Consider the following 23,534-nt stretch of genomic DNA (forward strand, 5'->3'; position numbering starts at 1 on the left):
ATGGAGAAAATAACATTATCTGTAGATCAATTAAGAAAAAAAATCGGTAAGAAGGAAATCATTAAGGGAATAAGCTTTGAATTAAGAGAAGGTGAGGTATTTGGCTTCTTAGGGCCAAACGGTGCTGGAAAAACAACTACTATCCGAATGTTAGTGGGGTTAATCAGACCTACATCAGGGACCATTCAAGTATCCGGTTATAATATCGTGGACAACTTTGAGAAAGCCATGAAAAATCTTGGCTGTATCGTAGAAAATCCTGAACTGTATCCATACTTATCTGGCTATGATAATTTGCTTCATTTTGCGCGAATGCTGGATGGAATTGGAGAAGAACGGATTAAAGAAGTCACCAATCTTGTGGGTTTAACGGAGCGGATTCATGATAAGGTGAAAACTTACTCACTTGGTATGAGGCAGCGTCTTGGGATTGCTCAGGCTCTATTAGGCAGACCAAAGGTGCTAATTCTCGATGAACCAACGAATGGATTAGACCCTGCTGGAATCCGAGAAATGCGGGAGTTTATCCGTTTTCTGGCTGAAGAAGAAGGCTTGAGTGTTCTCGTTTCAAGTCACTTATTAAGTGAAATTCAGCTTTTATGTGACCGTGTTGCCATTATTTCGAAAGGGTCTGTAATCAGGACGGATACAGTCAAAAATTTATTATCGAACCGTGAGCGAGCGGTGTGGCGGTTTTATCCCAAAGAAGTGGGTATTCAAATACTTAAAGGAGTAACGAATATCGAAGTGAAGGATGCTGAGACCATTTTAACCGAATATGATGAGGAAAAGATACCAGGGTGGAACAAGCTTCTTGTAGAAGCGGGTGTTTCGGTATTGGAAGTGAATCGGAAATTGCCAGTATTAGAAGATTTATTCCTCGAATTAACCGGGGGTGATTCGATTGACTAAGCTAATACAAAACGAAATGATGAAGCTTATCGCTAAAAAAAGACTAATTGTCATCGGGATCATTATCGCTGTTTTAGTCGCTTTATTTACATATGCACAATTTAAACAAGTTCAAACACAGCGAGAGAAGCTTGGAACGGATGATTGGAGAACGATTTTGCAGCAGCAAATCATTGATCAGCAAAATCGACTTGGAAGTAACCGGTTATCAGATGAATGGCGGAAACAAATTCAAATCTCCCTTCAGCAAAATCAGTATTATTTAGACCATGATATTAATCCCTCGGAACCAGGTGCCCCGACCTTTATGCGGATATTTTTAGAGAATTCGATTGAGTTATTTATCCCTTTAATGGTGATGGTGATTGCCAGCGATTTGGTCTCTTCGGAACATAGCCAAGGATCGATCAAATTACTCCTAACCAGGCCTGTAAAAAGGTGGAAAGTCCTATTGAGTAAGTATGTTACGCTTATTCTCGCAATATCTCTAATCGTTGCTATGGCAGGAATCATATCATACCTCATTTCTGGGCTTGTATTTGGCTATGAAGGCTGGAATGCCCCAGTTGTGACAGGATTTACTGTAACGGAGGCAGGGATTGATACCTCCAATGTTAAACTGCTGGATTTATGGCAGTTTCTCATGATGGACTTTGGACTAGTTTGGTTTGTGGCAGTAGTAGTCGGGACTTTGTCTTTTATGCTATCTGTGTTAATCAAAAGCACTGCTGCAGGGATGGGGGTTATGCTCGCTGCATTAATTTCAGGGGCGATTTTAAATAATATGGTTTCATCATGGGAGTCTGCAAAATATTTCTTCATGGTAAATCTACGCTTAACCAACTATATGAGCGGCAGCCCGCCGCCTATTGAAGGAATGACACTTTTGTTCTCACTTATGGTGTTATTTGTTTGGTGGCTGGCAGCATTATTTGTTTCTTTCTTTGTTTTTACAAGAAAAGATATTTATTAATAAAAAAATCCACCGCCCCCTAAAAGGAGAGGTGGATTTTTTTCATATTATTTCTTTAGCTTTACATCCTTGAAGAATGGAGTACCGCTGAAGTTTACAAACAATCCTTCGATTCCGCTCATACCGTGTACGAAGTCTGGGTGCTGCAAGTAAACCATTGGAACTTCTTCAACAAGAATTTCAGAGATTTCTTTGTATGCTGCATTACGCTTTTCTTGATCAGCTTCAGAACGAGCTGTATCTAACAATTCATCCACGCGCTCATTCTTGTAAAATGAACGGTTACCAGGAGAACCGAATTGTGAAGAGTGGAATAAAGCATATAAACCATAGTCAGCATCACCAGTTACAGTAGTCCATCCAAGAATGAACATTTCATGTTCACCAGCAGCTGTCTTATCAAGGAATGCACCCCACTCAATGATTTCGATAGAAACTTCGATTCCAAGTGGAGCTAATTGTGCTTGAACAAGCTCAGCGATATCAGCACGTTCTTTACTTCCTTCGTTTACAAATAGTGTTGTTTTGAATCCATCAGCATGACCTGCTTCAGCAAGTAATTTCTTTGCTCCATCCACATCATATGGCAGTGGAGTTAAACCTTGGAAGTTACCTACTACTGTAGGAGCTAGAGGTCCAATAGCGGCAACACCTTGGCCATCTAAAATTCCTTGTACAACATCATCTTTGTTAATTGCCATAGCAATCGCTTGACGAACTTTCATATTGTCAAAAGGAGCTTTGTTTAAGTTAAAGCTTACATAGTCCATACGTGTACCGCTTACACGGTCAATTTCAACTTGGTCCATAGCCTCTACACGAGTTACATCAGAAGAACCAATTAACATTACGTTAGCTTCACCAGTTTCAAGCATTGCAACACGTGTTGCTTGCTCAGGAACAACAATAACCTTGACAGTGTCAACGGTAGCTGCACCGTTCCAGTGATCTTCAAACTTGTCTAATAGAATCTCAGCACCACGGTTCCAAGTGTTTAATTTGAAAGGACCAGAACCAATTGGATTTTCATCAACTTTTTTACCGCCGCTTTGTTCTTCTTTAATAGCAGAAGGAGCGATAATCGAACCAGCGTTATGAGCTAAGTGTGCAGGTAGTGGAGCAAATGGAAACTTAGTCTTAAATTGAACTGTGTAGTCATCAACAATGATTACTTCTTCAATCATGTTAAGTACAACTGCACGTGGAGAAGCAAATTCAGGATCTATGATTCTATCAATCGTTAATTTTACTGCTTCAGCAGTGAAATCAGATCCGTCATGGAACTTAACCCCTTCACGTAATTTGAATTCCCAAGTAGTGTCATCAATATTTTTGAATTCGGTTGCAAGTGATGGAACAACAGAACCGTCCTCAGCATATTCAGTCAAACGATCAAAGATTTGCGTAGTTACGTTAGTAGTTGCAGTATCATTCTTACCGTGTGGATCAAGTGTTGGTGCATCTGATGGAGTAACAAATACTAGCTCTCCGCCAGTTTGAGTTGTTTCTTCACCAGCATTCTCTTTTTCCTTTTCTTCATTTTCATTTGTTGATTTGTCTCCGCCACAAGCAGCAAGTACTAGTACGAGAGACAATAAAAGCATAAGAAATACATTCTTTTTTGCTTTCATAGTTTAACCCCCTTTTTTTATTGTTTAAATTGGTTATGAAAAAACATGACCATTTTTATAATAGTCGAAATTTTGACATTGCACAAGGGAAAAATTCTGAATTATTACTAAAAGTGTTACGTTCGTAATAAAATTGTAATATACAAAAATTTCTTTTGATTTAATATTGCAATAATATTATTATTGTAATTCCGGAACATATTACAAGGTTGCACCTATATTCAAATAGTTTAACCTGGTGGTCAATCATAAACTAATAGAAAGGTGTAAATATATAATTTTAAAACTATTGTAATATTTCAGTTTAGTAGATATTATTAAAACAACTGTGTTTTTAAATGTTACATTTTTTAAGCAAAATATTAAAGAAGAGAGGATGGGAAAAAATGAGTCAACCGCAACTTCAACCTTCTACTACAGGAATTCCTATTATGGAGCAGAAAACAAGAGTAGCAAGTTGGACAGTTTTCTATAAAAAATTAGCAAAAAATAAGGCCGCTATGGCAGGAGGAATTATTGTAATATTTGTTGCTATTCTTGCAATAATTGCACCTCTTATTGCACCTTATGAACCAACACATATTGAAATGGCAAAAAAATTGCAGGGACCATCTAGTGAACATTGGCTGGGGACTGACGATAAAGGCCGTGATATTTTAAGCCGTCTATTATATGGATCTCGTGTTTCGTTAACTGTTGGCTTATTATCTACTTTACTAGGTGCAGCCGTTGGTATTCTTTTCGGAATTATCGCAGGTTATTACGGTAAATGGATAGATTCTCTTATTATGAGAATATGTGATGTCCTTCTAGCTTTCCCGGGAATCTTGTTAGCGCTTGCAATTGTAAGTGTACTAGGAGCAAGCACGACGAATGTTATTATAGCCGTAGCTTTTTTTGCTGTTCCAACTTTTGCTAGAATTGTTCGAGGCTCGACATTGAGTGTGAAGAAATTAGAATATATCGACGCAATTCGAGCAATGGGATCGAACGACTTTAGAATTATCTTTAAGCATATCTTACCAAATATTGTTTCACCCATTATCGTTCAAGCAACACTATATATAGCCTCAGCGATTATTACCGCATCTGCCTTATCATTCCTTGGTTTAGGGACTCAGCCTCCTACACCGGAGTGGGGAACGATGCTCGCACAAGGCCGTTCTTATATCGCACAAGCACCGCACCTTACACTGTTTCCGGGTCTTGTCATTTTAATAGTGGTAATTGGCTTTAACCTATTTGGCGATGGCCTGCGTGATGCGTTAGATCCTAAAACGAAAAAATAATCATAGAGAAGGTGAAATAAATGTTTGTGTTTATGATAAGAAGACTTTTTCAAACAATCCCTGTAATGATTGGGGTTACCTTAGCCGTATTCTTAATGATGCACTTTATTCCTGGTGATCCTGCACAAATTATGGCAGGGGAGAATGCAAATGAACAACAGGTTGAACAGATGCGTGAAAATTTAGGTTTAAATGATCCACTTTATCAGCAATACTTCCGTTATATTGGAAACGCTGTTCAAGGAGACTTAGGAACTTCTATTCGTACGAATCGTTCTGTAACGGAAGAAATCTTTACTAGCCGTTTTTGGATTACTGTTCAATTGGCACTGATTGGTACTGCACTGGCTGTAATCCTCGGCTTAATTGCTGGGATTATCTCTGCCACTAAGAAGTATACTTTTACTGACGTTTCCATAATGATTACTGCTCTCTTTGGTCTTTCAATGCCAAACTTCTGGCTTGGAATAATGTTAATATATTTCTTCTCTGTAAATTTAGGATGGTTCCCGGTTGTGGGCTGGGGCTCATGGGAGAACATGGTATTGCCTGCGATTACACTTGGAACTGGCGGGGCTGCTATTATTGCCCGTATGACTCGTTCAAGTATGTTAGAAGTTATTAATCAAGATTATATCCGTACAGCGTATGCAAAAGGTGTTAGTGATAAACTAGTTATTTATAAGCATGCACTGCGTAATGCGTTAATTCCAGTTGTGACAGTGGTAGGTTTACAGTTTGGTGGATTACTAGGCGGGGCAGTTATTACTGAATCGGTATTTGCAATTAATGGATTAGGACGATTAGTCGTTGACTCCATCCGGATGCGGGATTTTCCAATGGTGCAAGGAACAATACTTGTTTGTGCGGTGCTATTTGTATTAGTAAACTTTCTTGTCGATATTTCGTACCGTTTCATTAACAAACGAATTGAGCTTAATTAAGGACGGTGAACATGATGAATCTATCAAAAGAAAATATTCTAGAGGTAAGAAATTTACGAACATCCTTTTTCACGGATGAGGGTGAAGTAAAGGCTGTTGACGGTGTTGATTTTACCATTGAAAAAGGGAAAACAATTGGAATCGTTGGTGAATCCGGCTCAGGTAAAAGTATCACTTCCTTATCGATCCTACGGCTTTTACAGGAACCTGTTGGGAAAATAGTCGGTGGAGAAATTATTTTTAAAGGTGAGAACCTTATAAATAAGTCGAAGAAAGAAATGATGAAGATTCGTGGGAACAATATTTCGATGATTTTCCAAGAACCGATGACATCATTAAATCCAACCTTAACATGTGGAGAGCAAATTGCTGAGTCTGTCCGAATACACCAAAAATTAAAAAGAAGAGAAGCTTGGGTTAAAGCAGTAGATATGCTTCGGTTAGTGGGAATTCCTTCACCTGAAAAACGTGCGAAACAATTTCCGTTCGAACTATCAGGCGGGATGCGTCAACGTGTCATGATTGCGATGGCGTTAGCATGTAATCCTGAATTGTTAATTGCCGATGAGCCGACAACAGCTTTAGATGTTACGATTCAAGCTCAAATTTTAGACTTAATGAAGAAACTCCAAGAAGATCTGGGCACATCTTTAATGATGATTACTCATGATTTAGGTGTTGTAGCAGAGATGTGCGATAAAGTTGCTGTTATGTATTGTGGTAAAGTGGTCGAGTATGCAGATGTTAAAACTATTTTTACAAATCCAAAACACCCGTATACAGTTGGGCTGTTAAATTCTGTCCCGAAGCACGATCAGGATTATGAAGGAGATTTATCGGTTATTGAAGGCTCTGTGCCAAGTCCATTTAATTTGCCGAAAGGGTGCAGCTTTGCACCGCGCTGCCCGCATGCACGAGCGATTTGTCACACAGAATTGCCAGATTTAGAAACTGCATTAGACGGTGATCAAGTGCGCTGTTGGATTCATACAAATCGATGGGATAAAGAAGAGGAGGTTGCGGCGAGCCATGAGTAAAAAGGCCTTATTAGAAGTAAAAAATTTAAAGCAGTATTTTCCAATTAAAGGCGGTCTTTTTGGCAGAACCGTCAATCATGTAAAAGCAGTGGACGATGTAAGCTTTACAGTGTATGAAGGTGAAACGGTTAGTATTGTAGGGGAGTCAGGCTGTGGAAAGTCAACTACAGGGAGAGCGATTCTGCGTTTAGATGATCCTACTGCCGGACAAATAAACTTTGATGGAGAGGATTTATTAGCATTAAGTAAGACTAAAATGCGTAAGAAACGTAAGGATTTGCAGATTATTTTCCAAGATCCATATGCATCATTAAATCCACGCCAAACGGTCAGTCAAATCTTAGAGGAAGCACTGGCGATTCAAAATGTAGTTCCACCTAATGAGAGACGGAGAAAAATTGTTGAATTACTTGAAACTGTCGGAATTGGAGCACATCAAATTGACCGACATCCACATGAATTTAGTGGCGGTCAGCGTCAGCGTGTCGGAATTGCCCGGGCTTTATCAGTGAATCCGAAGTTGATCATTTGTGATGAAGCCGTTTCGGCACTAGACGTTTCCATCCAAGCACAGGTACTGAATTTATTAAAAGATTTACAAAGAAAATTTCAGTTAACCTACGTCTTTATCTCACATGATCTTGGGGTAGTACGTCATATTTCTGATCGAATTATTGTTATGTATCTTGGGAAGATCGTTGAAATTGCAGACAAAAAGTCTCTTTTTGAAAATCCTCAACATCCATATACAAAAGCATTATTATCAGCCATTCCTAGTACAAATATAACGGAGAAGAAGAAAGAGCGTATACTATTAAAGGGTGATATTCCTTCTCCAATTGATCCGCCAAATGGCTGTCGTTTTCATACACGATGCCCGTTTGCCATTGAGCGCTGTGCAAAGGAAGAGCCTAAACTTCATTCGTTAAATGGAGACATTCATCAGGCCGCTTGTCATTTAATCGAAGACGGACCAGTTGATTTTTCAAAAATACCTTCTAATTATTAGGCTGTGTTAAACTAGGCTGTTGATTTGCACTCCAGGCGCTATGCTTTCCGCGGGCTCGCCCGTGAGCCTCCTCGGTCGTTGCGACCTGCGGGGTCTCACTCAGCTCGTACATCCCGCTGGAGTCAAGCGCCTTCCACTCCAATCAACAGGTTCTTAAACCAACAGTATCCTTTAACACAGCCAATTATTAAAATAGTAAACCCACTCAAAATAGAGTGGGTTTGTTCTTTCTTAAAAGAAAAACCCGCCTTACTAAAGGTGGGTGGATGCCTAACATTGGGGGATATTAGGCTGGTATAAAATGGGATGTTGCTATTCAATTGGCTGGTAAGGAGGGAAGCCTGCAGCCAATGGTTGACTAGGTTATTGTTTAGCTGTTATTTGTACTGGTTCTTTGCTTACACCAAAGTGCTGTTTAATAATTAAAGCAGGACCACCAAGATTTAATAAATAGCGTGCTTCGATTACTTGTTTCATGAAGGCAGCAAATAATCCAGAAAGTCGGAAGTTTCCAACTTTGCCTACTGCAGAAAAGTTACCGATAGAAGCAACAGAGCCTTTATGGTGGTATTCAAAAGCTTTTAACTCTCCACCGCGAAGGGCAGCAATTATATTTCTTGCGCAAACATCTGCTTCTTGAAGAGCAACCTGTGCAGTTGGAGGGAGGGCATTCTTTTCATCCTTCATAAATAGGGCACAGTCACCAATACTGAAAATGTTTTTCTTGCCCTTGACCCGAAGGAAAGAATCTACAGGTAATTTACCTTTTTCCACTGGCAAACCACAATTTTGAACAATAGGATTTCCTTTTACACCACAAGACCAGATCAGTGTACGTGTTGGAAGTTCAACATTACCTTCAAGAACAACTTTTTCTGGAGTGCATTCAAGAATCTTTGTTGACATGTACATATCTATATTAAACTTCTTTAATACTTCTGTAGTATATTCAATAGATTCTTTCGGAAAGAATGGAATTACAGATGGTGCTGCTTCAACCGCAGCAATTTTTACTTTTTCAAATGGGGTGTTATGCTCTTTACAAAGCTTTGGAAGACCTTCAGCTAATTCTCCAAGCATCTCAATACCCGTGAAACCTCCGCCTGCCACAACAAAAGTGAGGCGTGATGGGTCTTGGTCTTCTTTATATAAAGTAAATTGTCTAAGAATTTGATTATAAATTGCTTTTGTTGTTCTAAAGCTGCGAATTTGGAAGGCATGTTCCTTTATGCCGGGAATACCGAAAGTTTCTACATCAAAGCCTAGGGCTATTAATAAATAGTCATATTCGAAAGATTCGCCGCCCTCTAGATTAACTGCTTGACGGTTGATATCTACAGATTCAACCGTCCCCTTAACAAAGCGTGTTTTCTCAGGGTTGATTAATTCAGGAATGTTCATGGCGATTTGACGATCAGCGGCAGTTCCTGCACCAGTTTTGTGAAGCTGAGTGGTAATATAATGATAATCATGCTTGTTGATTAGGGTAACATCTGCTTCACCAGATTTAAGAAGCTTTTCAAGTTTCTTTCCTGTAATAATTCCTCCATAACCGGCTCCTAAAATAACGATTTTTGGCTTTCTCATAATAAATCCTCTCCCATATACATTGTTTCWTTATTTATGATATTATTGTGAAGTTTTTCACATGTAAGTTTWAAAAATATAGAGCACTAGGCTCGTCTTTATTGTGAATCATTTCACATATCTTCTATACTCATAGATTACGGTATTTACTTACTTAAAACAAGTGATTTATAACTAAAATTATGTCGAAATGGTAAATTTTTTTTCGACAAAATGGGTATGATAACTTCGTCCGAAACATTTGGGTAAAATTTCAAGAAAGTAAAGGTGAACTTGATGATGTTTAGATTTTTAATATTGGTTTTAGGATTGTTCTTTTGTTTGTCAGGGATGAATATGGCTGATGCTGCCCTCAAGCCTAATCCGGATGTTAAACAGGGTGAGAAGGATGCAGAGGAATGTGACTGCGAAGAGCGGGAACATTCACACAAAGACTGGAAGGCAAAAATGGAGGAGCGGGAAAAAAACCTTTTAGCATGGGTTGATCAATACACTCCAGATCAGAAAGATGAATGGACAAAAGTCATTGCTGAAAAGAAGGACTTACGTGCAAAATGGTTAGCACCGGAATTTGCTGAAAAACGTGAGAAATGGAAACAAGAGAAAATGGCAAAAATTCAGGATTTAAAGAAACAGCTTGAGGAAGGTAAGCTTACAAAAGAACAGTTTGTTGAGAAGGCGCATGGAAGCAAAAGTTTGGCTCAGTGGAAAACGTTTCATGAACTCAAAGCTGCTGCTGAAGCGAAGGATGATAAAAAAGCAGCAACACTACTGAATCAATTGCTTGACCAGCAAAAACAGCATAATGAAAAAATGAAAGACATGATGAAATAATAAAAAAGAGGGCAGGTGCTCACGCATCCTGCCTCTCATTATGCCTAATGTTTATTATTCTTTTTAGCTTCTTTAATGTCGTCAGTGATTTCTTCTTTAATATCACTGGCGATTCCATCGGTTGCTCTTTTAAATTCTCGGATAGACTTTCCAACTGCACGGCCGATCTCCGGTAATTTGTTAGGCCCAAAGATAATTAATGCCAGAACTAAGATTAATATTAATCCTGGTACACCTATATTCGATAGCATATTGTCCTCCTTAAATCAACAAGTCTGTGCTAGATTACCAAGTTAGATTGCACATAGTGGTACAAAAGCTTTGCCGTATTTTCAATTGATGCTTGATGCGTTCTCTCAAAGGCATGTGAGGAATCTATTCCTGGTCCGATTAAACCATGGACGATATCATGACCTGAGCGAATCGCTGCTGAAGCATCAGATCCGTAGTAAGGATAAATATCAAGTTTGTAATCAACATTGTTTTCCTCAGCCAATCTTACAAGCTGTTTGCGCAGTTCGTAATGATAGGGTCCACTTGCGTCTTTTACACAGATCGACACGGTAAACTCATCAGTAGACTGGCCATCACCCATCGCACCCATATCTACTGCTAAATATTCAACCGTTTCTGATGTAATGTTTGAATTTCCCCCGTACCCAATTTCTTCATTATTTGATATTAGGAAGTAAGTCGTATAAGGCATTTGAATACTTTCTTCTTTTATCTGCTTGATCAATTGAAGTAGTATGGCGACACTTGCTTTATCATCAAGATGACGGGATTTAATGAAGCCGCTTTCCGTAACTTCAACACGCGGATCAAAGGAAATAAAATCGCCCACTTCAATCCCTAGTGCTCTTACTTCGTCCGCATTTTTTACTTGTTCATCAATACGAACTTCCATGTTATCCTGATTTCGTTCCGCTTTACCTGCATCTTTATAAACGTGAACGGAGGTTTGTCGCATCAAAATGGTGCCCGTGAATTTTTTTCCACTACTGGTTTCAATCTCGCAGTATTCACCTTCAATAGAGTTATATTTGAATCCTCCAATTAAATCAATTTTCAGCCTGCCATTTGCTTTGATTTCTTTTACCATTGCCCCTAGGGTATCCACATGTGCTGTCAACATACGATGTCTGCTTGAATCCTTCCCATTAAGGGTAGCTATTAAACCGCCTTTGCGATTTCGTTTTGTTTCAACCTGTAATTTAGCTAAATAGTTTTCTACATATGTAATGACTTCATTCGTATTCCCGGATGGGCTTGGGATGGATACCAAATCCACCAGTAATTTAAACGTTTCTTCAATATTCTTGTTTGCCAAAGCCAGCTCCCCTTTCACATACATTCTACCTTATTATACATATAATTGAAAATTGATTATAAAAACAGTCATCAAGTACAGAGTTAAGACATAGATTGAATTAGTGCGTTTACTTAGCTGCTTAAATAGGTAGGTATGTGGATATAATTGGAATAATTTACGCTATTAGAAAAATAGTGAGGGGAAATGGAAGATAAGTGAATTACAGACTAATGGGGAGAGAAAAATGACCAGATTAGAATTATATCATGATAAACCGAGGCAAATTTCCTGGAAGGGTCCACTTCTTTTCATTCTAATTTGTACGATTTTGACAGTTGGCATCTTCGTATTCAGACATTATTACCAAAGTACAATAAAAATTGAAGCACCACAGGAAAATCTAGGTCCAAAGGTCGTCATTCATCTGCCAAATGGGCAAAAGGTTTTTACTTACGAAAACCTGATTATTGAAAAAGATGGCAAGACGTTTTATGAAGGTGAGCGCAATACGATTGATGTAACTGGCGGTTTAGTGACCTATGAACATTGGGAAGAGTAAAGTAAAGAGACTAGGGGGTATCCTAGTCTTTTTACTTTGCTATTTGAACCAACCTTTTTTCTTAAACCAAAAGGACATGCCAAAACCAATGATGAACATCAAGAACAAGGTTGCAAAATAACCGTAGTCCCATGTCAGTTCAGGCATGTTTTCAAAATTCATGCCATAGATCCCTGCAATAAAAGTGAGGGGCATGAAAATCGTGGTGATAACGGTTAACACCTTCATAACATGGTTTGTTTGGTGTGAGTTAATAGATATATAACTATCACGAATATCTGTCGTTAGTTCGCGATTTGCTTCCACCATTTCCGTCAATTTTAACAAGTGATCATGTATATCAGAAAAATACTCTACCCGGTCCTTGGTAAGTGTTAATCTTTGTGAGTTAATGATGCGGTAGATAAGATCGCGCATCGGAGTAACCGTATGCCTTAGGGAAAGAAGATCATGGCGGGTATCGAATAACTCGTCTAGCAGGATCTCCATTGTCCGTCCCTTTGAATTTTCATCCAGTTCGTTTAAAGTATCTTCAATTCGGTACACAAGTGGAAAGTAATTATCGACCATCTTATCAACAACGTGATAAAACACGAGTGAAGGATTCCACTGTTCGATGCTTTTGGTTAGGTAAAATCGTTTCCAAACCTCATCAATTTCACTGGATGGATTGTGATGGAATGTAACGATAAATTTATCTGCCAGAAATATGTCAACTTCTTCTTTTGTAATCGTTTCTAGGTTCAATGCTTGGGTGACAAAAAAAGTACACTCCTCATAATAATCCAACTTTGGGCGCTGCAGAGTAAAAATACAATCCTCGACCGCAAGCGGATGGAACCGAAGTGGATTCCTAAGCAGCTCAATCTCATCGTCCGTCGGTTGGTGAAAATCAATCCAATACCAAAGGTAATCTCCTTTAACAAGTTCAGATACTTCTACGTCTTTCATCATTTGATAATCTGAGTTAACGGCAACCGTTCTAATCATTTTACTTCATTCCTTAAATTAGGTTTCCATACTATGATAGCTTTTTATGGTGAAAATTCAAAATGATAGTGTTGAGGGATAGCGGGAGAGAGGTGACAATAGTTGCGGATAGTGGGAATTAGTTGAGGATGGCACGAAATACTATCGGATGGCACGAAATACTATCGGATAGGACGAAATACTATCGGATGGCACGAAATACTATCGGATGGCACGAAATACTATCGGATAGGACGAAATACTATCGGATGGCACGAAATACTATCGGATAGCACGAAATACTATCGGATAGCACGAAATACTATCGGATAGGATGAAATACTATCGGATGGCACGAAATACTATCGGATAGGACGAAATACTATCGGATGGCACGAAATACTATCGGATAGGACGAAATACTATCGGATAGGATGAAATACTATCGGATAGGACGATAGAGACTAGCGGATTGCTGAATAAGCAAGGCACCCCAATCCAGGGATGCCTCAACTTTTTACACAGTTGCTTCTTTTTTCTTCCTCATTGACTGCGGGATGTAAACACAGAATGGTTCACTTTCCATATAGTCACCGGTTACAGCATAAGTTCTCGAACGGGAACCGCCGCAAATTTTGTTATATTCACAGACACCACATTTACCTTTGTAATTGTCAGGCTGTCTAAGGTCCTTAAAAATTTTGGCTTCACGATAAATTTCTGCAAGCGGGGTATCACGAACATTACCGCCAACAATTGGTAACAGACCGCTTGGCATTACCTCACCAATATGGTTTACGAACACAAAACCATTTCCATCATTTACACCCTTGGGTGCACGCTTTAAGCCATCATGCATGGAGGCAAAGTCAGTTGTAATGGAATCTTCATAACGTATATCACCTTTTGCAATTAGCTGATCACGTGCTTTTTCCTGTAGAACAACACGACGGTAATGCTGTGAAGCAGTTGTCTTAATATCATATGGAGCTGTTTTGCTTAACTGATACAGCCAACGGAATACCTTCTCGTGCTCAGCTGGTGTAATACATGCGTCCATTTGGCCTCTTCCTGTTGGAACAAGCAAGAAAATATACCACATAACTGCACCAAGATCAGCTACAAGCTTTGACATTTCTTCAAGGTGGTCATAATTATACCTTGAAATAACCGTATTGATCTGCAAAGGCATTTCTAATTCATTTAGGTATTTAATTTTTTCAAGTGTTAAATCGAATGAACCAAGCACACCGCGGAACTTATCATGTATTTCTGCTGTAGGTGCATCAAGGCTGAAGCCCCAGCGAGAAAGACCAACATCTTTTGCACGTTTCATTCTTTCCTTCGTAACATTTGCAGTCGCACTGGGAGTCATTGACACGCGCATACCTTTTTTAACTGCATAATCAGCAAGCTCAAAAAGGTCTTCTCTCATCATACAATCCCCGCCCGAGAATACGAGCATCGGATTATCCATATCATAAATTTGGTCAATTAGGTTAATACCTTCTTCATGTGTTAACTCACGCGGATCCGGTTTAAGCTGTGCATCTGCACGGCAGTGAACGCATTTAAGCTCACAGGCTCTTGTTACTTCCCAAATGACGATAAATGGGTTTACATCATAATCAATTGCATTTACTTGTCCATGTGGGTGTCCCATCCCATGAGGATGGCCCATCGCATGCGGATGTCCTTTTCCAATACCTTGCATCTTCATCACCAAGATTTCATTTATATTTTTTTAACCATTAAAAGTGTTTCTATAGGTTTATTATAAATTTGTCTTTGGTTTGTGCATGGTTGGTTTGTTACAATATTTCTACATTCCTATTCTAGAAAATACCAAACTAGTAAAATGGGAATAGGAATCCAATAGTATCAAGGGGTGAACGGCTCCTAGTATTTGTTGCAAAAAGTCTTACACTACCAATCTAGGGAAATTGTTCAAAATTACCCATAACTTGAGGATATCGGATCGAACTGAATCTCCTTTATGATGGATGTACAAAGAATGAAGGAGTGTTAACATGAAACATCTAATGTTAGTCGCAACAGCTGCCGGTATCTTGTTTACCTCAACAGGTGGGCAGGTTAGCGCACATGAAAACATATACACTGTACAATCAGGGGATACCCTTTGGAAAATTTCGCAAAACAATAAGTTAACAGTTAATGAAATCATGCAATGGAACAACTTAACCTCAGATACAATCTTTGTTACTCAAAAGCTCTCATTGTTAGCACCTCATAGTCATGAAACACAAACCACAGTTACGTACACCGTGAAATCCGGTGATACACTTTCTGGGATCGCTAAGGCTTACGGTACAACGGTCACTGAACTGAAAAGTCTGAATGGATTAACCAGTGATATGATTTACGTTGGTCAGAAATTAACAGTCAAGGGCGAAAATATTGTTACTCCAACACCGGTTCTTAGTAATCCAGTAAATACAAGTACTTATACAGTTAAATCAGGTGATTCATTATGGGCAATTGCCACGCGCCATAATCTATCAGTTGCACAATTGAAATCTATTAATCAATTAACTTCAGATACGATTTATATTGGACAAGTATTAACCGTGAACGCTAATATAACAGCACCAGCGCCAACACCAGCACCAGCAGAACCAACGGTGTCAAAAGTTCAGCAGGTGATTGAAGAAGCAAAGAAACATATAGGTACTCCATATCTATGGGGAGGGAACACTCCAGCTGGTTTTGATTGCAGTGGTTTTTCTAAATATGTTTTTGAAAGGGTTGGAATTAATCTACCTAGGACGTCAGCGACACAATGGTCTGGGTTAAAACCAGTTAGCACACCTAATCTAGGCGACCTAGTGTTCTTTGAAACTTACGCACCAGGTCCGTCACATTTAGGGATATATATCGGAGATAATAAATTTATCCATGCAGGATCATCAATAGGTGTCACGATTACAGACATGAATAATTCCTATTGGAAACCAAGATATTTAGGTGCCAGAACACCTTTTTAATATTGCAATGATATTAGTGACTTTATCCGCGGATAAAGTCTTTTTTTTATACAAAAATCTGAAAATTTTTAGTTTATCAAACTAAAGGGAAGGATTATACTTAAGGTAGATAGTTTCTGAAAAGTACAGACAAATACTCGTACTAGGATTCCCGGAGGTCAGCATGATAGATTCTATATTATTTAAAGAAGTTTTTTACCAATCGAGAATTCCTCAATTAATTGGAAGTCAGGATATGCAAAATACACAATACAATCCAGCTTTTAGTGAATTCCTAGGTTATACGATGGAAGATCTACATCGTTTGTCGGTTTTCGATTTGTCTCATCCTGATGATTTTGAACATGATTTCTTCTTATTCAAGGAAATTCTCGCTGGCAAAAGGAATGAGTATGAAATCGAGAAAAGATACCTCCATAAAAACGGTACCATCAAAACAGGAATGCTCAATGTTTCAAAAATTAAAGAACAAAGTACAGGACAAATCTATCTATTGGCTCAAATCATCGATATTACCGAAAAGAAGAAAATGGAAACTATTTTACGTAATCGTGAGCAGAAATATAGACTGCTGGCAGAGCATTCATCAGATGTAATTACCTCCCATGATGAAGATTTTTCTTTTCAGTATATATCTCCTTCAGTAGTAAATCTTTTGGGTTATCAGCCAGAAGAAATGTATGGTATTGACCCCCGAGAAATGATTCATCCAGATGACTTAAAGGAAATAGTCGAGCACAAGGGTTATGACTTAACCGACAATTCGATTCTTGTAACATACCGTTGCCAGAAAAAGGATGGTTCTTATATTTGGCTGGAAACGACCATTAAAGCGATCTGTAAAGAAGACACTGGCCGTGTGATGGAAATCATTTCCGTCTCTAGGGATATTTCATCTCGGATTGATACAAATGAGCGTTTACGAAAATCAGAAAAGCTAGCCGTCGTTGGACAAATGGCTGCTGCCGTGGCACATGAAATTCGAAACCCATTAACAGCAATCAAAGGATTCATGCAGCTTTTTTCTAAGGAAAAAGAAATTAATCCTGCTTTTTTAACGATTATTTTGGATGAATTAGACAGAGTTGAAACGATTATATCCGAGTTTTTGTCGATGGCTAAACCTCATGCCGAAAAAACTGTTCCAATTCAAGTGGACCAGCTTGTGGAGCAGGTTATTCAGCTTCTCCAAACGCAAGCACTGATGAAGAACAAGGAAATTCACTTTAATAAAATGGACCCGATTCTACCTATCAACGGTGACCCTAATTCCTTCAAACAGGTATTTATGAACGTTATTCAAAATTCTTTAGATGCGATTTCTGAGCTTGGACAAATAGAGGTTAGTCTGTTTACGGATTCGACAGGTATATTTGTGAAAATTACTGATAACGGTTGCGGCATTCCAAAGGAGCGACTTGCAAAGCTTGGAGAACCTTTTTACTCAACTAAGGAAAAAGGAACTGGTCTCGGACTTATGACCAGCTATCGCATCATTGAAAGCCATCATGGAAAAATCAATGTTGAGAGTATTGAAGGAGAAGGAACAACCGTTACGATTTGGTTCCCATCATAAAGTTATACGACTTTTTTTACAATCAAATCAGTTCGCTCTTCAATCGTGATAATTTCATTAAAATAGCTTTTCAGCATTAACCATCTGGCTGGATAGCTATAGATAAAATCCTCCATCACCTGTGGTGAGTAATAGATGAAATAATCAAACTGGGCTTTTTCTTGTTTCAAGTCATAAAGAAGAGCATGAGGGATGGTATAATATTCATTTAATTGGTATGGATTTAGTTTGACTATATGAATATTATGATTATGAAAGTGTTCAAGGATGTTTTGTTCCTGTAGTAGAAGGCTTTCTTCTTTTGAGAAACTATTCAAACTGATTCGGTCGTTGACAAAATATATTCCCTGCAAGTGTTAACACCCCATTTTAGTGTAATTGTTATTGTTATTGACTGGTATGTGAAGAAGTATACTTATTTTAAAAAAATTCGGAGAGTGATGGCCATGAATTTTTGGGAAAGAGAAGGTTTTACCATCAGCACGGAGAAGCAATATCTTAATCTAGAGGTTATTCATGCTTTTTTAAGTGGGGATTCTTATTGGGCTAGAGGGATTTCTCTAGACACGGTGAAGAAGTCTATTGAAAAATCCTCCATCTGTTTTGGACTGTATGAAGGGAATCCTGTCAAGGAGGATGCAAAGCAGGTTGGTTTTGCAAGGGTCATTTCTGACTTTGTTCGGTTCGCTTGGATTATGGATGTTTTTGTTCTCCCTGAATACAGAGGATTAGGACTTTCAAAATGGATGATGGAAACTCTGACAGAAGAGTCTGACTTAAAGAATGTAAAGAAGATGATGTTATGTACGTTCGATGCGCATAGACTGTACGAACAGTATGGCTTCCAGTCGATTGATGATCCAGAGATTTTTATGCAGAGGAAAAAATAGCATAAAAAAAGCTGCCGGCTTTCTGCAAGTGAAATTGCAGGCAGCCTGTTTTGTTTTCGGCTATTCACGGTTATTTAAAATGTAAATCATCATCGCAGCATATGTGGAAAAGAGTAATACTAGAAAAACAGGAAGCGAGATCGTTTCTGGCACTATTCCCACATCCTTCATTTATTTTAAATCACTTAGAGACGGATGGAAGAAAAATAGTAATATTATTATAATGGGTAAAGATACGGCCAAAGTAAACATGGGTTTACGAGAATGCAGGCGTAGTAGAACAAACATAATTGTATTAAATACAATTGACATCCCCAGTCCCCAGCCATTCTCATAAATGAATAGTCCTCTTTTGTAAAAGATATATTCAAGAAATGAAAAATAGGCAATCCAAACTCCTAAATAGATGATTTTCTTCTTTGGAGTTTTGGGAAAGTATTGTAAAAAAATCATAATGACTACAGGCAGAATGATGAATGAAAAGGTGATATCAATTAAAGTATGGTTTAACCAATTGACTGTCACTGCTTTATAGGCCCATAGTGTATGGTTATAAAAAATGAAGTTGTAAAGTAGATTCCCGATAATGAAAAATTGAATCGTTGGATAAAACTCTTTAAAACGTTTCCAGTCGACAAAAATTTTTGCAAAAATAATATAAACAATGACTACAAGTAAAAGGTACACAGCATAAAATCCTCTTTTTAAAATTTAGTATCACCTAATCTACAGGAAATTATATGTACATAGGAGATTAAAATGGTTGGTGCAATGATTCATGGTTTTATTTTAGCCCTTGGGCTTATTTTACCTTTAGGAGTACAAAATGTATTTGTTTTTAATCAGGGAGCCACACAACCCCGCTGGGTGTTATCGCTGCCCGTCGTGTTAACCGCATCCTTGTGTGATACTTTCTTAATATCAATGGCTGTCTTTGGGATTTCAGCAGTTGTATTAGGAAGTAGTTGGATTAAAGTAACGTTGATTTCTATCGGGATTCTGTTCTTACTCTATATGGGCTATGTCACATGGAAAAGCTTACCGGAAGAAGGCAGCCGCGAGGTAAAAAACCTCACAGCAGGCAAACAAATTGCTTTTGCAGCTTCTGTTTCTTTAGTAAATCCACATGCAATTATCGATACGATTGGTGTGATTGGTACTAGTTCGCTCTCCTACACTGGCATGGAAAAAGCAGCTTTTGCGGTTGTTTGTATTTTTGTATCATGGTTTTGGTTTTTGGGGCTCTCGATAGTTGGTAGGCTGGTTGGGAAGGTAGATCAAACTGGAAAATTTATCGTGATGTTGAACAAAATTTCAGCCATTATTATGTGGGGCACAGCGATTTACCTGACTTTTCAATAGTTGTGTAGCGTATTCTTAATATTATTTGCCAGGTAAACTTCGGTATGTGAGATGTGGTTATGACGCATTATAACTTTGGGTTGATGAGTTATCTCAATCCCTGAAATGTTGAAATCCTGTATCCAAATTGATACCAAATGGAGGGAACTGCGCATGCATACAACACAACACTCAATTTCACATATTAACCATGTCCGTCAAGTAACACAACAATTAGTGCAACAGACCCAGCAAGCAAACCAAATGTATCAGCAGATGCTTCGGAATGAACAACAAAATGTTCAGGTGCTAGAGCAAATGCTGCAAAAGGAGCGAATGGCGGTTCAAACCATTCAACAAGGCTTGCAAGGACATGAATTGGCAATCCAACGCTGTCAAGAGGTCATTGCGGAGTGTAATCAGATGGAACGTGAACTTTCTGGTCAATTTGGTACAACAGGGTTTCAATCAAGTACAGGATACCAAACAGGTTCAACAGGATATCAACCGTCGCAAAGCTTTGTCAATCCAATGTTCGGATCACAGCAGTTCCACCAAGTTCAAAACCCATCGTATCGTCACTAAAAAGAAAGAAGAAGCACACATGCTGTCATGTGTGCTTCTTCTTTCTTTTTAGTAGGAATTTTATTCTTGATAAAGTAAAGTTAAGGAAAAAAGATTTACCCGGCAATCAGCCGGGTATGGGATGGTTAAAATCTATATTAAAAGGGGGTGGAGGTTTGGTTCTTTTGGAACCTAAAACCATCTTAGCGGATAAATATGAATAAACTATGAAGGAATAATTAATAGTTAAAGAAATATGGAGAGGAGTAGGTGAATGCACATACGAGAGATTAAAATAGGGGATGAGAGACAGTTATTAGAGTTAATACAAGAAGTCGAGAACCATTCTGAGTATATGTTATTTGAACCTGGTGAAAGACATGCGACCATAGAATCTCAGCGAAAGATGATTGAGGCAATGGTGAAAGACGAGAATTCAACGATGCTAGTTGCCGAAGATAAAGGGAAGTTAGTAGGATATTTGTTAGCAAGAGGCAGTTTGGCTAACCGAACAAAGCATTCAATCTACCTAGTAATTGGAATTCGTAAAGAATATCGTGGACAAGGAATTGGGATGATTCTGTTCACAGAAATTAAAAAATGGTCCCTTGAGCGAAAAGTCCATCGCCTTGAGCTAACCGTTGCCGTAGAGAACCTGGCGGGAATTAGGTTATACCAGAAGATGGGATATGAAGTTGAAGGGAGAAAAAGAGATTCACTGTTTATTGCTGGGAGATATATCGACGAATATTACATGTCAAAGTTAATAGGTGCACAAGAAGGGGAAGTACAATGAAGGACTACCATTGCTGTGCCACCTGTCAGCACTTCAAAGCTAAAAAAAAGCCGGAAGGAATAAATTACTCCTGTAGCCGCCTCGGCTACCCAACCAAAACACAATACAAATTCAACTGCTGGAACCCAAAACCGCACATACTGAAACTAATCGAAAAGCAGAAGTGACCTCGGTGACAGGCACCGCCCGTGGACAGTGTCCACCTCAGGCGTACAGTTGAGAAGGGAAAAAGTACATAGAATGAGTGTTTTGATGTTTAAGTCGTTTGTTTATTTGTATTAGCTGGTCTTGCGGAGATTGGTAGCGGACGGTGTGTCAGTTATGCTTTGGGCACCAAGCCACTAAAGTGAAAATGTGACCAATTTACTTCTGGTAGATTGGTCAATTTTCTTTTAAATCTGACTCTTTATATGCTATTTTGAAGAAGGTCATCTATAATGGATTTAAGTTAAAAAGATTTAAAGGAGACTATCATAATGGCAAATACACATATTTTTTCTAAGAAAGAGGAAATTGCGAATTCAATTACTCATGGAATAGGTGCGGCACTCAGTATTGTTGCTTTGGTGATTTTAATCGTGTTTTCTTCTTTATACGGCAATGCTTGGCATATTGTCAGCTTTACCATCTACGGAGCATCGATGTTTATCCTTTATATGTCGTCGACCCTTGTTCATAGTTTTCCTGAAGGAAAGGCCAAAGACATTTTTGAAATCTTTGACCACTCCTCGATTTATTTTTATATCGCAGGTACCTATACGCCGTTTTTACTCGTTGTGATCAGAGGTCCACTTGGCTGGACATTATTTGGAATCGTTTGGGGACTGGCTATTGCGGGCACTATTTTTAAGTGCTTTTTTGTGAAAAAATATTTATTCACGAGCACGGCACTTTATGTAGTCATGGGATGGATGATCGTGTTTGCCTGGAGACCACTTGCATCTACTCTTGCGTTTGAAGGAATGGTCTATTTAGCTATAGGTGGCCTTCTGTATACACTAGGGTCAATTTTTTATGTATGGCGTGGATTTCAGTATCATCATGCAATCTGGCATTTGTTTGTCATCGGCGGTACAGTCGCCCACTTTTTTTGTATTTTGTTTTATGTATTACCAATCAAATAAGCGGGTGGTGGAGACTTGAACGAAGATAAAATTTTACTGCATTTAACAGGGGCTAAACTGTACGAAGACACGTTCGGAAGACCGTATTTTGCTCTTGAAGAAAATGAAGGAGTAGTCATACTGGCAAAAGAGGGTGACAAGTTCATTTTAATAAAGCAATACCGAAAGCCAGTGGGCGAGGTAGTGGTGCAATTGCCAGGCGGTGGTGTAAAAAAGGGTGAAGAACTAGAGCTGGCAGCACGGCGTGAATTTCTAGAGGAAACGGGTTATGAATGTGGTGCACTGGACTATTTAGGATTTTTACAGCCTGCATCATGGCGAACAAACGAGATTACCCATGTCTTTTTCACAGATGAAATAGGGCCTAATAGCCAGCAACAATTAGAAATTCATGAAAATATTGTAGTGGTTAAACGGCAAATAAACGAAGTACTTTCACTTATGACAGACAATCAGTTGCATGATTCAGAGCTATCTTATGCTTTGTTACAAGCTATTTTAAAAGGCAAAATAAAAACAGTCTAACTCAACTTGATTTAGACTGTTTTTTATTTGAAAACCTTTTATAGTATGTAGACCCCACGCTAACACAAAATGAAGATATACTTCCCAGAAATCATTAATCTTTGGGGTGACAGGCACCACTCCTGGACAGTGTCCACCTCAGGCGTACAGAACAGAATACGGCCCCTTTATGTATTATTAATTTTTATAATAGTAAAATGACTGCAAATTAAAGTGTATTTTTGATTTGCAGTCATTTTTGGGTATTGCAAATTATTGAGTATTACATTTTATTTTATTCCCCATTCTAATTCCAAGCGTGGAAACTGAACCAGCTGGGAGTTCTAAAGTAGAATGGGCTTCCTTTATCGGTTTTGTCATTCTCCAGGGTTTTAAACTATGGTGAACACCAACTACTTCATTTTGTTCGTTCAAAAGAACGATGTCTAGTGGAAACTTCATAAAGAACATGTGGACTGCATTGCAAGGTACAATCCATAGTCCCTCATTTCTAATAGGAACCTTTCGAAACATGAAACCCTTAAACCTTTTGAAAAAAGAATCTGCCATTTTAATTTGATAGGGGATCTCAATTACCAATTTGTTCATAATTTTTCGCTCCTTTTACTTACCTTTAGTGTTAATCCTTTATGTTCATTATATTAAACATAAAGTTCA

Annotated in this window: 25 protein-coding genes; 16 read left to right on the forward strand and 9 right to left on the reverse strand. The window is 38.5% G+C overall.

The genetic code is table 11. From position 1 onward, the window contains the following. Together BTR25_RS16895 and BTR25_RS16900 are read left to right on the forward strand one after the other, a co-directional pair. The gene (locus tag BTR25_RS16895; RefSeq protein ID WP_075689218.1) at positions 1-912 is read left to right on the forward strand and encodes an ABC transporter ATP-binding protein; all 912 of its coding nucleotides are present in this window, start codon (positions 1-3) and stop codon (positions 910-912) included. Further along, entirely contained in the window at positions 905-1,885 is a 981-nt protein-coding gene (locus tag BTR25_RS16900; RefSeq protein WP_075689219.1) for an ABC transporter permease, read from the forward strand. The genes BTR25_RS16895 and BTR25_RS16900 overlap by 8 nt, the downstream gene beginning before the upstream one ends. Positions 1,886-1,932: 47 nt before the next feature. Here BTR25_RS16900 and BTR25_RS16905 read toward each other — a convergent pair whose 3' ends face one another. After that, on the reverse strand, positions 1,933-3,516 hold the full coding sequence (locus BTR25_RS16905; RefSeq protein WP_075689220.1) for a glutathione ABC transporter substrate-binding protein: 1,584 nt from the start codon (positions 3,514-3,516) through the stop codon (positions 1,933-1,935). 386 nt (positions 3,517-3,902) lie between these two features. Here BTR25_RS16905 and nikC point away from each other — a divergent pair, with 386 nt between their 5' ends. From nikC to BTR25_RS16925, 4 genes are read left to right on the forward strand one after another with little or no spacing between them, the layout of a single operon-like run. Beyond that, the gene (gene nikC / locus BTR25_RS16910) at positions 3,903-4,805 is read left to right on the forward strand and encodes a nickel transporter permease (protein ID WP_075689221.1); all 903 of its coding nucleotides are present in this window, start codon (positions 3,903-3,905) and stop codon (positions 4,803-4,805) included. 20 nt (positions 4,806-4,825) lie between these two features. After that, positions 4,826-5,749, forward strand: a complete 924-nt coding sequence (locus BTR25_RS16915) for an ABC transporter permease (RefSeq protein WP_075689222.1) — start codon at positions 4,826-4,828, stop codon at positions 5,747-5,749. A gap of 14 nt (positions 5,750-5,763) precedes the next feature. Next, positions 5,764-6,786 carry an ABC transporter ATP-binding protein gene (locus tag BTR25_RS16920; protein WP_139311272.1) on the forward strand — a complete coding sequence of 341 codons (1,023 nt, stop codon included), beginning with the start codon at positions 5,764-5,766 and terminating at the stop codon, positions 6,784-6,786. After that, positions 6,779-7,795 carry an ABC transporter ATP-binding protein gene (locus BTR25_RS16925; RefSeq protein ID WP_075689224.1) on the forward strand — a complete coding sequence of 339 codons (1,017 nt, stop codon included), beginning with the start codon at positions 6,779-6,781 and terminating at the stop codon, positions 7,793-7,795. Before BTR25_RS16920 ends, BTR25_RS16925 begins: the two co-directional genes overlap by 8 nt. 363 nt (positions 7,796-8,158) lie before the next feature. On the opposite strand, the gene BTR25_RS16930 is transcribed toward BTR25_RS16925, so the two are convergent. Further along, positions 8,159-9,382 (reverse strand): NAD(P)/FAD-dependent oxidoreductase, encoded by a 1,224-nt coding sequence (locus BTR25_RS16930; protein WP_075689225.1) that lies wholly within the window; start codon positions 9,380-9,382, stop codon positions 8,159-8,161. 276 nt (positions 9,383-9,658) lie between these two features. Here BTR25_RS16930 and BTR25_RS16935 point away from each other — a divergent pair, with 276 nt between their 5' ends. After that, positions 9,659-10,216, forward strand: a complete 558-nt coding sequence (locus tag BTR25_RS16935; RefSeq protein ID WP_139311270.1) for a hypothetical protein — start codon at positions 9,659-9,661, stop codon at positions 10,214-10,216. A gap of 44 nt (positions 10,217-10,260) precedes the next feature. On the opposite strand, the gene tatA is transcribed toward BTR25_RS16935, so the two are convergent. Both tatA and BTR25_RS16945 read right to left on the reverse strand, forming a co-directional pair. Then, entirely contained in the window at positions 10,261-10,467 is a 207-nt protein-coding gene (gene tatA / locus BTR25_RS16940; protein WP_075689227.1) for a twin-arginine translocase TatA/TatE family subunit, read from the reverse strand. Between the two features lie 29 nt (positions 10,468-10,496). Then, positions 10,497-11,531: a M42 family metallopeptidase gene (locus tag BTR25_RS16945; RefSeq protein ID WP_483295265.1), complete on the reverse strand. Its 1,035-nt coding sequence runs from the start codon at positions 11,529-11,531 to the stop codon at positions 10,497-10,499. A gap of 241 nt (positions 11,532-11,772) precedes the next feature. Here BTR25_RS16945 and BTR25_RS16950 point away from each other — a divergent pair, with 241 nt between their 5' ends. Continuing rightward, positions 11,773-12,087, forward strand: a complete 315-nt coding sequence (locus BTR25_RS16950) for a hypothetical protein (RefSeq protein ID WP_075689229.1) — start codon at positions 11,773-11,775, stop codon at positions 12,085-12,087. 39 nt (positions 12,088-12,126) lie between these two features. Here the strand turns inward: BTR25_RS16950 and corA are convergent, their stop codons facing one another. Continuing rightward, positions 12,127-13,077 carry a magnesium/cobalt transporter CorA gene (corA, locus tag BTR25_RS16955; protein WP_075689230.1) on the reverse strand — a complete coding sequence of 317 codons (951 nt, stop codon included), beginning with the start codon at positions 13,075-13,077 and terminating at the stop codon, positions 12,127-12,129. Between the two features lie 496 nt (positions 13,078-13,573). Beyond that, positions 13,574-14,737, reverse strand: a complete 1,164-nt coding sequence (locus BTR25_RS16960) for a TIGR04053 family radical SAM/SPASM domain-containing protein (protein WP_075689269.1) — start codon at positions 14,735-14,737, stop codon at positions 13,574-13,576. A 349-nt stretch (positions 14,738-15,086) separates the two neighbouring features. Between BTR25_RS16960 and BTR25_RS28505 the strand changes: the two genes are divergently transcribed. Further along, positions 15,087-16,061, forward strand: coding sequence for a C40 family peptidase (locus tag BTR25_RS28505; protein ID WP_075689231.1), 975 nt, complete (start codon positions 15,087-15,089; stop codon positions 16,059-16,061). A 163-nt stretch (positions 16,062-16,224) separates the two neighbouring features. Then, positions 16,225-17,637 (forward strand): PAS domain-containing sensor histidine kinase, encoded by a 1,413-nt coding sequence (locus BTR25_RS16970; protein ID WP_075689232.1) that lies wholly within the window; start codon positions 16,225-16,227, stop codon positions 17,635-17,637. Positions 17,638-17,639: 2 nt separating this feature from the next. Here the strand turns inward: BTR25_RS16970 and BTR25_RS16975 are convergent, their stop codons facing one another. Further along, positions 17,640-17,990, reverse strand: coding sequence for a hypothetical protein (locus BTR25_RS16975; RefSeq protein WP_075689233.1), 351 nt, complete (start codon positions 17,988-17,990; stop codon positions 17,640-17,642). A 93-nt stretch (positions 17,991-18,083) separates the two neighbouring features. Here BTR25_RS16975 and BTR25_RS16980 point away from each other — a divergent pair, with 93 nt between their 5' ends. Beyond that, the gene (locus BTR25_RS16980) at positions 18,084-18,527 is read left to right on the forward strand and encodes a GNAT family N-acetyltransferase (RefSeq protein WP_075689234.1); all 444 of its coding nucleotides are present in this window, start codon (positions 18,084-18,086) and stop codon (positions 18,525-18,527) included. A 171-nt stretch (positions 18,528-18,698) separates the two neighbouring features. Here BTR25_RS16980 and BTR25_RS16985 read toward each other — a convergent pair whose 3' ends face one another. Further along, positions 18,699-19,214: a CBO0543 family protein gene (locus BTR25_RS16985; protein WP_075689235.1), complete on the reverse strand. Its 516-nt coding sequence runs from the start codon at positions 19,212-19,214 to the stop codon at positions 18,699-18,701. A 72-nt stretch (positions 19,215-19,286) separates the two neighbouring features. Here BTR25_RS16985 and BTR25_RS16990 point away from each other — a divergent pair, with 72 nt between their 5' ends. The 5 genes from BTR25_RS16990 (at position 19,287) to BTR25_RS17010 (ending at position 22,877) form a co-directional block, all read left to right on the forward strand. After that, a complete protein-coding gene (locus tag BTR25_RS16990; RefSeq protein WP_075689236.1) occupies positions 19,287-19,889 on the forward strand; it encodes a LysE/ArgO family amino acid transporter in 603 nt (200 codons plus the stop codon). A 153-nt stretch (positions 19,890-20,042) separates the two neighbouring features. Then, complete coding sequence (locus BTR25_RS16995) at positions 20,043-20,453, forward strand: hypothetical protein (RefSeq protein ID WP_075689237.1); 411 nt, start codon at positions 20,043-20,045, stop codon at positions 20,451-20,453. 253 nt (positions 20,454-20,706) lie between these two features. Further along, on the forward strand, positions 20,707-21,228 hold the full coding sequence (locus BTR25_RS17000) for a GNAT family N-acetyltransferase (protein ID WP_075689238.1): 522 nt from the start codon (positions 20,707-20,709) through the stop codon (positions 21,226-21,228). Between the two features lie 476 nt (positions 21,229-21,704). After that, positions 21,705-22,352 carry a PAQR family membrane homeostasis protein TrhA gene (trhA, locus tag BTR25_RS17005; RefSeq protein WP_075689239.1) on the forward strand — a complete coding sequence of 216 codons (648 nt, stop codon included), beginning with the start codon at positions 21,705-21,707 and terminating at the stop codon, positions 22,350-22,352. 15 nt (positions 22,353-22,367) lie between these two features. Continuing rightward, positions 22,368-22,877 (forward strand): NUDIX hydrolase, encoded by a 510-nt coding sequence (locus BTR25_RS17010; RefSeq protein WP_075689240.1) that lies wholly within the window; start codon positions 22,368-22,370, stop codon positions 22,875-22,877. A gap of 252 nt (positions 22,878-23,129) precedes the next feature. On the opposite strand, the gene BTR25_RS17015 is transcribed toward BTR25_RS17010, so the two are convergent. Then, on the reverse strand, positions 23,130-23,465 hold the full coding sequence (locus BTR25_RS17015; protein ID WP_075689241.1) for a DUF192 domain-containing protein: 336 nt from the start codon (positions 23,463-23,465) through the stop codon (positions 23,130-23,132). Positions 23,466-23,534: the final 69 nt, after the last annotated feature.

Source organism: Bacillus sp. MRMR6, from assembly GCF_001940785.1.
GTDB lineage: Bacteria > Bacillota > Bacilli > Bacillales > Cytobacillaceae > Neobacillus.

Excerpts from the sequence above, each read along its gene's own strand:
- BTR25_RS16920 (WP_139311272.1), top strand. The coding sequence starts at position 5,764 with ATGAATCTATCAAAAGAAAATATTCTAGAGGTAAGAAATTTACGAACA.
- BTR25_RS16930 (WP_075689225.1), bottom strand. The coding sequence starts at position 9,382 with ATGAGAAAGCCAAAAATCGTTATTTTAGGAGCCGGTTATGGAGGAATT.
- BTR25_RS16995 (WP_075689237.1), top strand. The coding sequence starts at position 20,043 with ATGCATACAACACAACACTCAATTTCACATATTAACCATGTCCGTCAA.
- trhA (WP_075689239.1), top strand. The coding sequence starts at position 21,705 with ATGGCAAATACACATATTTTTTCTAAGAAAGAGGAAATTGCGAATTCA.
- BTR25_RS17015 (WP_075689241.1), bottom strand. The coding sequence starts at position 23,465 with ATGAACAAATTGGTAATTGAGATCCCCTATCAAATTAAAATGGCAGAT.
- BTR25_RS16970 (WP_075689232.1), top strand. The coding sequence starts at position 16,225 with ATGATAGATTCTATATTATTTAAAGAAGTTTTTTACCAATCGAGAATT.
- nikC (WP_075689221.1), top strand. The coding sequence starts at position 3,903 with ATGAGTCAACCGCAACTTCAACCTTCTACTACAGGAATTCCTATTATG.
- corA (WP_075689230.1), bottom strand. The coding sequence starts at position 13,077 with ATGATTAGAACGGTTGCCGTTAACTCAGATTATCAAATGATGAAAGAC.
- BTR25_RS16980 (WP_075689234.1), top strand. The coding sequence starts at position 18,084 with ATGAATTTTTGGGAAAGAGAAGGTTTTACCATCAGCACGGAGAAGCAA.
- BTR25_RS16935 (WP_139311270.1), top strand. The coding sequence starts at position 9,659 with ATGATGTTTAGATTTTTAATATTGGTTTTAGGATTGTTCTTTTGTTTG.
- BTR25_RS16960 (WP_075689269.1), bottom strand. The coding sequence starts at position 14,737 with ATGGGCCATCCTCATGGGATGGGACACCCACATGGACAAGTAAATGCA.
- BTR25_RS28505 (WP_075689231.1), top strand. The coding sequence starts at position 15,087 with ATGAAACATCTAATGTTAGTCGCAACAGCTGCCGGTATCTTGTTTACC.
- tatA (WP_075689227.1), bottom strand. The coding sequence starts at position 10,467 with ATGCTATCGAATATAGGTGTACCAGGATTAATATTAATCTTAGTTCTG.
- BTR25_RS16915 (WP_075689222.1), top strand. The coding sequence starts at position 4,826 with ATGTTTGTGTTTATGATAAGAAGACTTTTTCAAACAATCCCTGTAATG.
- BTR25_RS16990 (WP_075689236.1), top strand. The coding sequence starts at position 19,287 with ATGGTTGGTGCAATGATTCATGGTTTTATTTTAGCCCTTGGGCTTATT.
- BTR25_RS16905 (WP_075689220.1), bottom strand. The coding sequence starts at position 3,516 with ATGAAAGCAAAAAAGAATGTATTTCTTATGCTTTTATTGTCTCTCGTA.
- BTR25_RS16950 (WP_075689229.1), top strand. The coding sequence starts at position 11,773 with ATGACCAGATTAGAATTATATCATGATAAACCGAGGCAAATTTCCTGG.
- BTR25_RS16925 (WP_075689224.1), top strand. The coding sequence starts at position 6,779 with ATGAGTAAAAAGGCCTTATTAGAAGTAAAAAATTTAAAGCAGTATTTT.
- BTR25_RS17000 (WP_075689238.1), top strand. The coding sequence starts at position 20,707 with ATGCACATACGAGAGATTAAAATAGGGGATGAGAGACAGTTATTAGAG.
- BTR25_RS16895 (WP_075689218.1), top strand. The coding sequence starts at position 1 with ATGGAGAAAATAACATTATCTGTAGATCAATTAAGAAAAAAAATCGGT.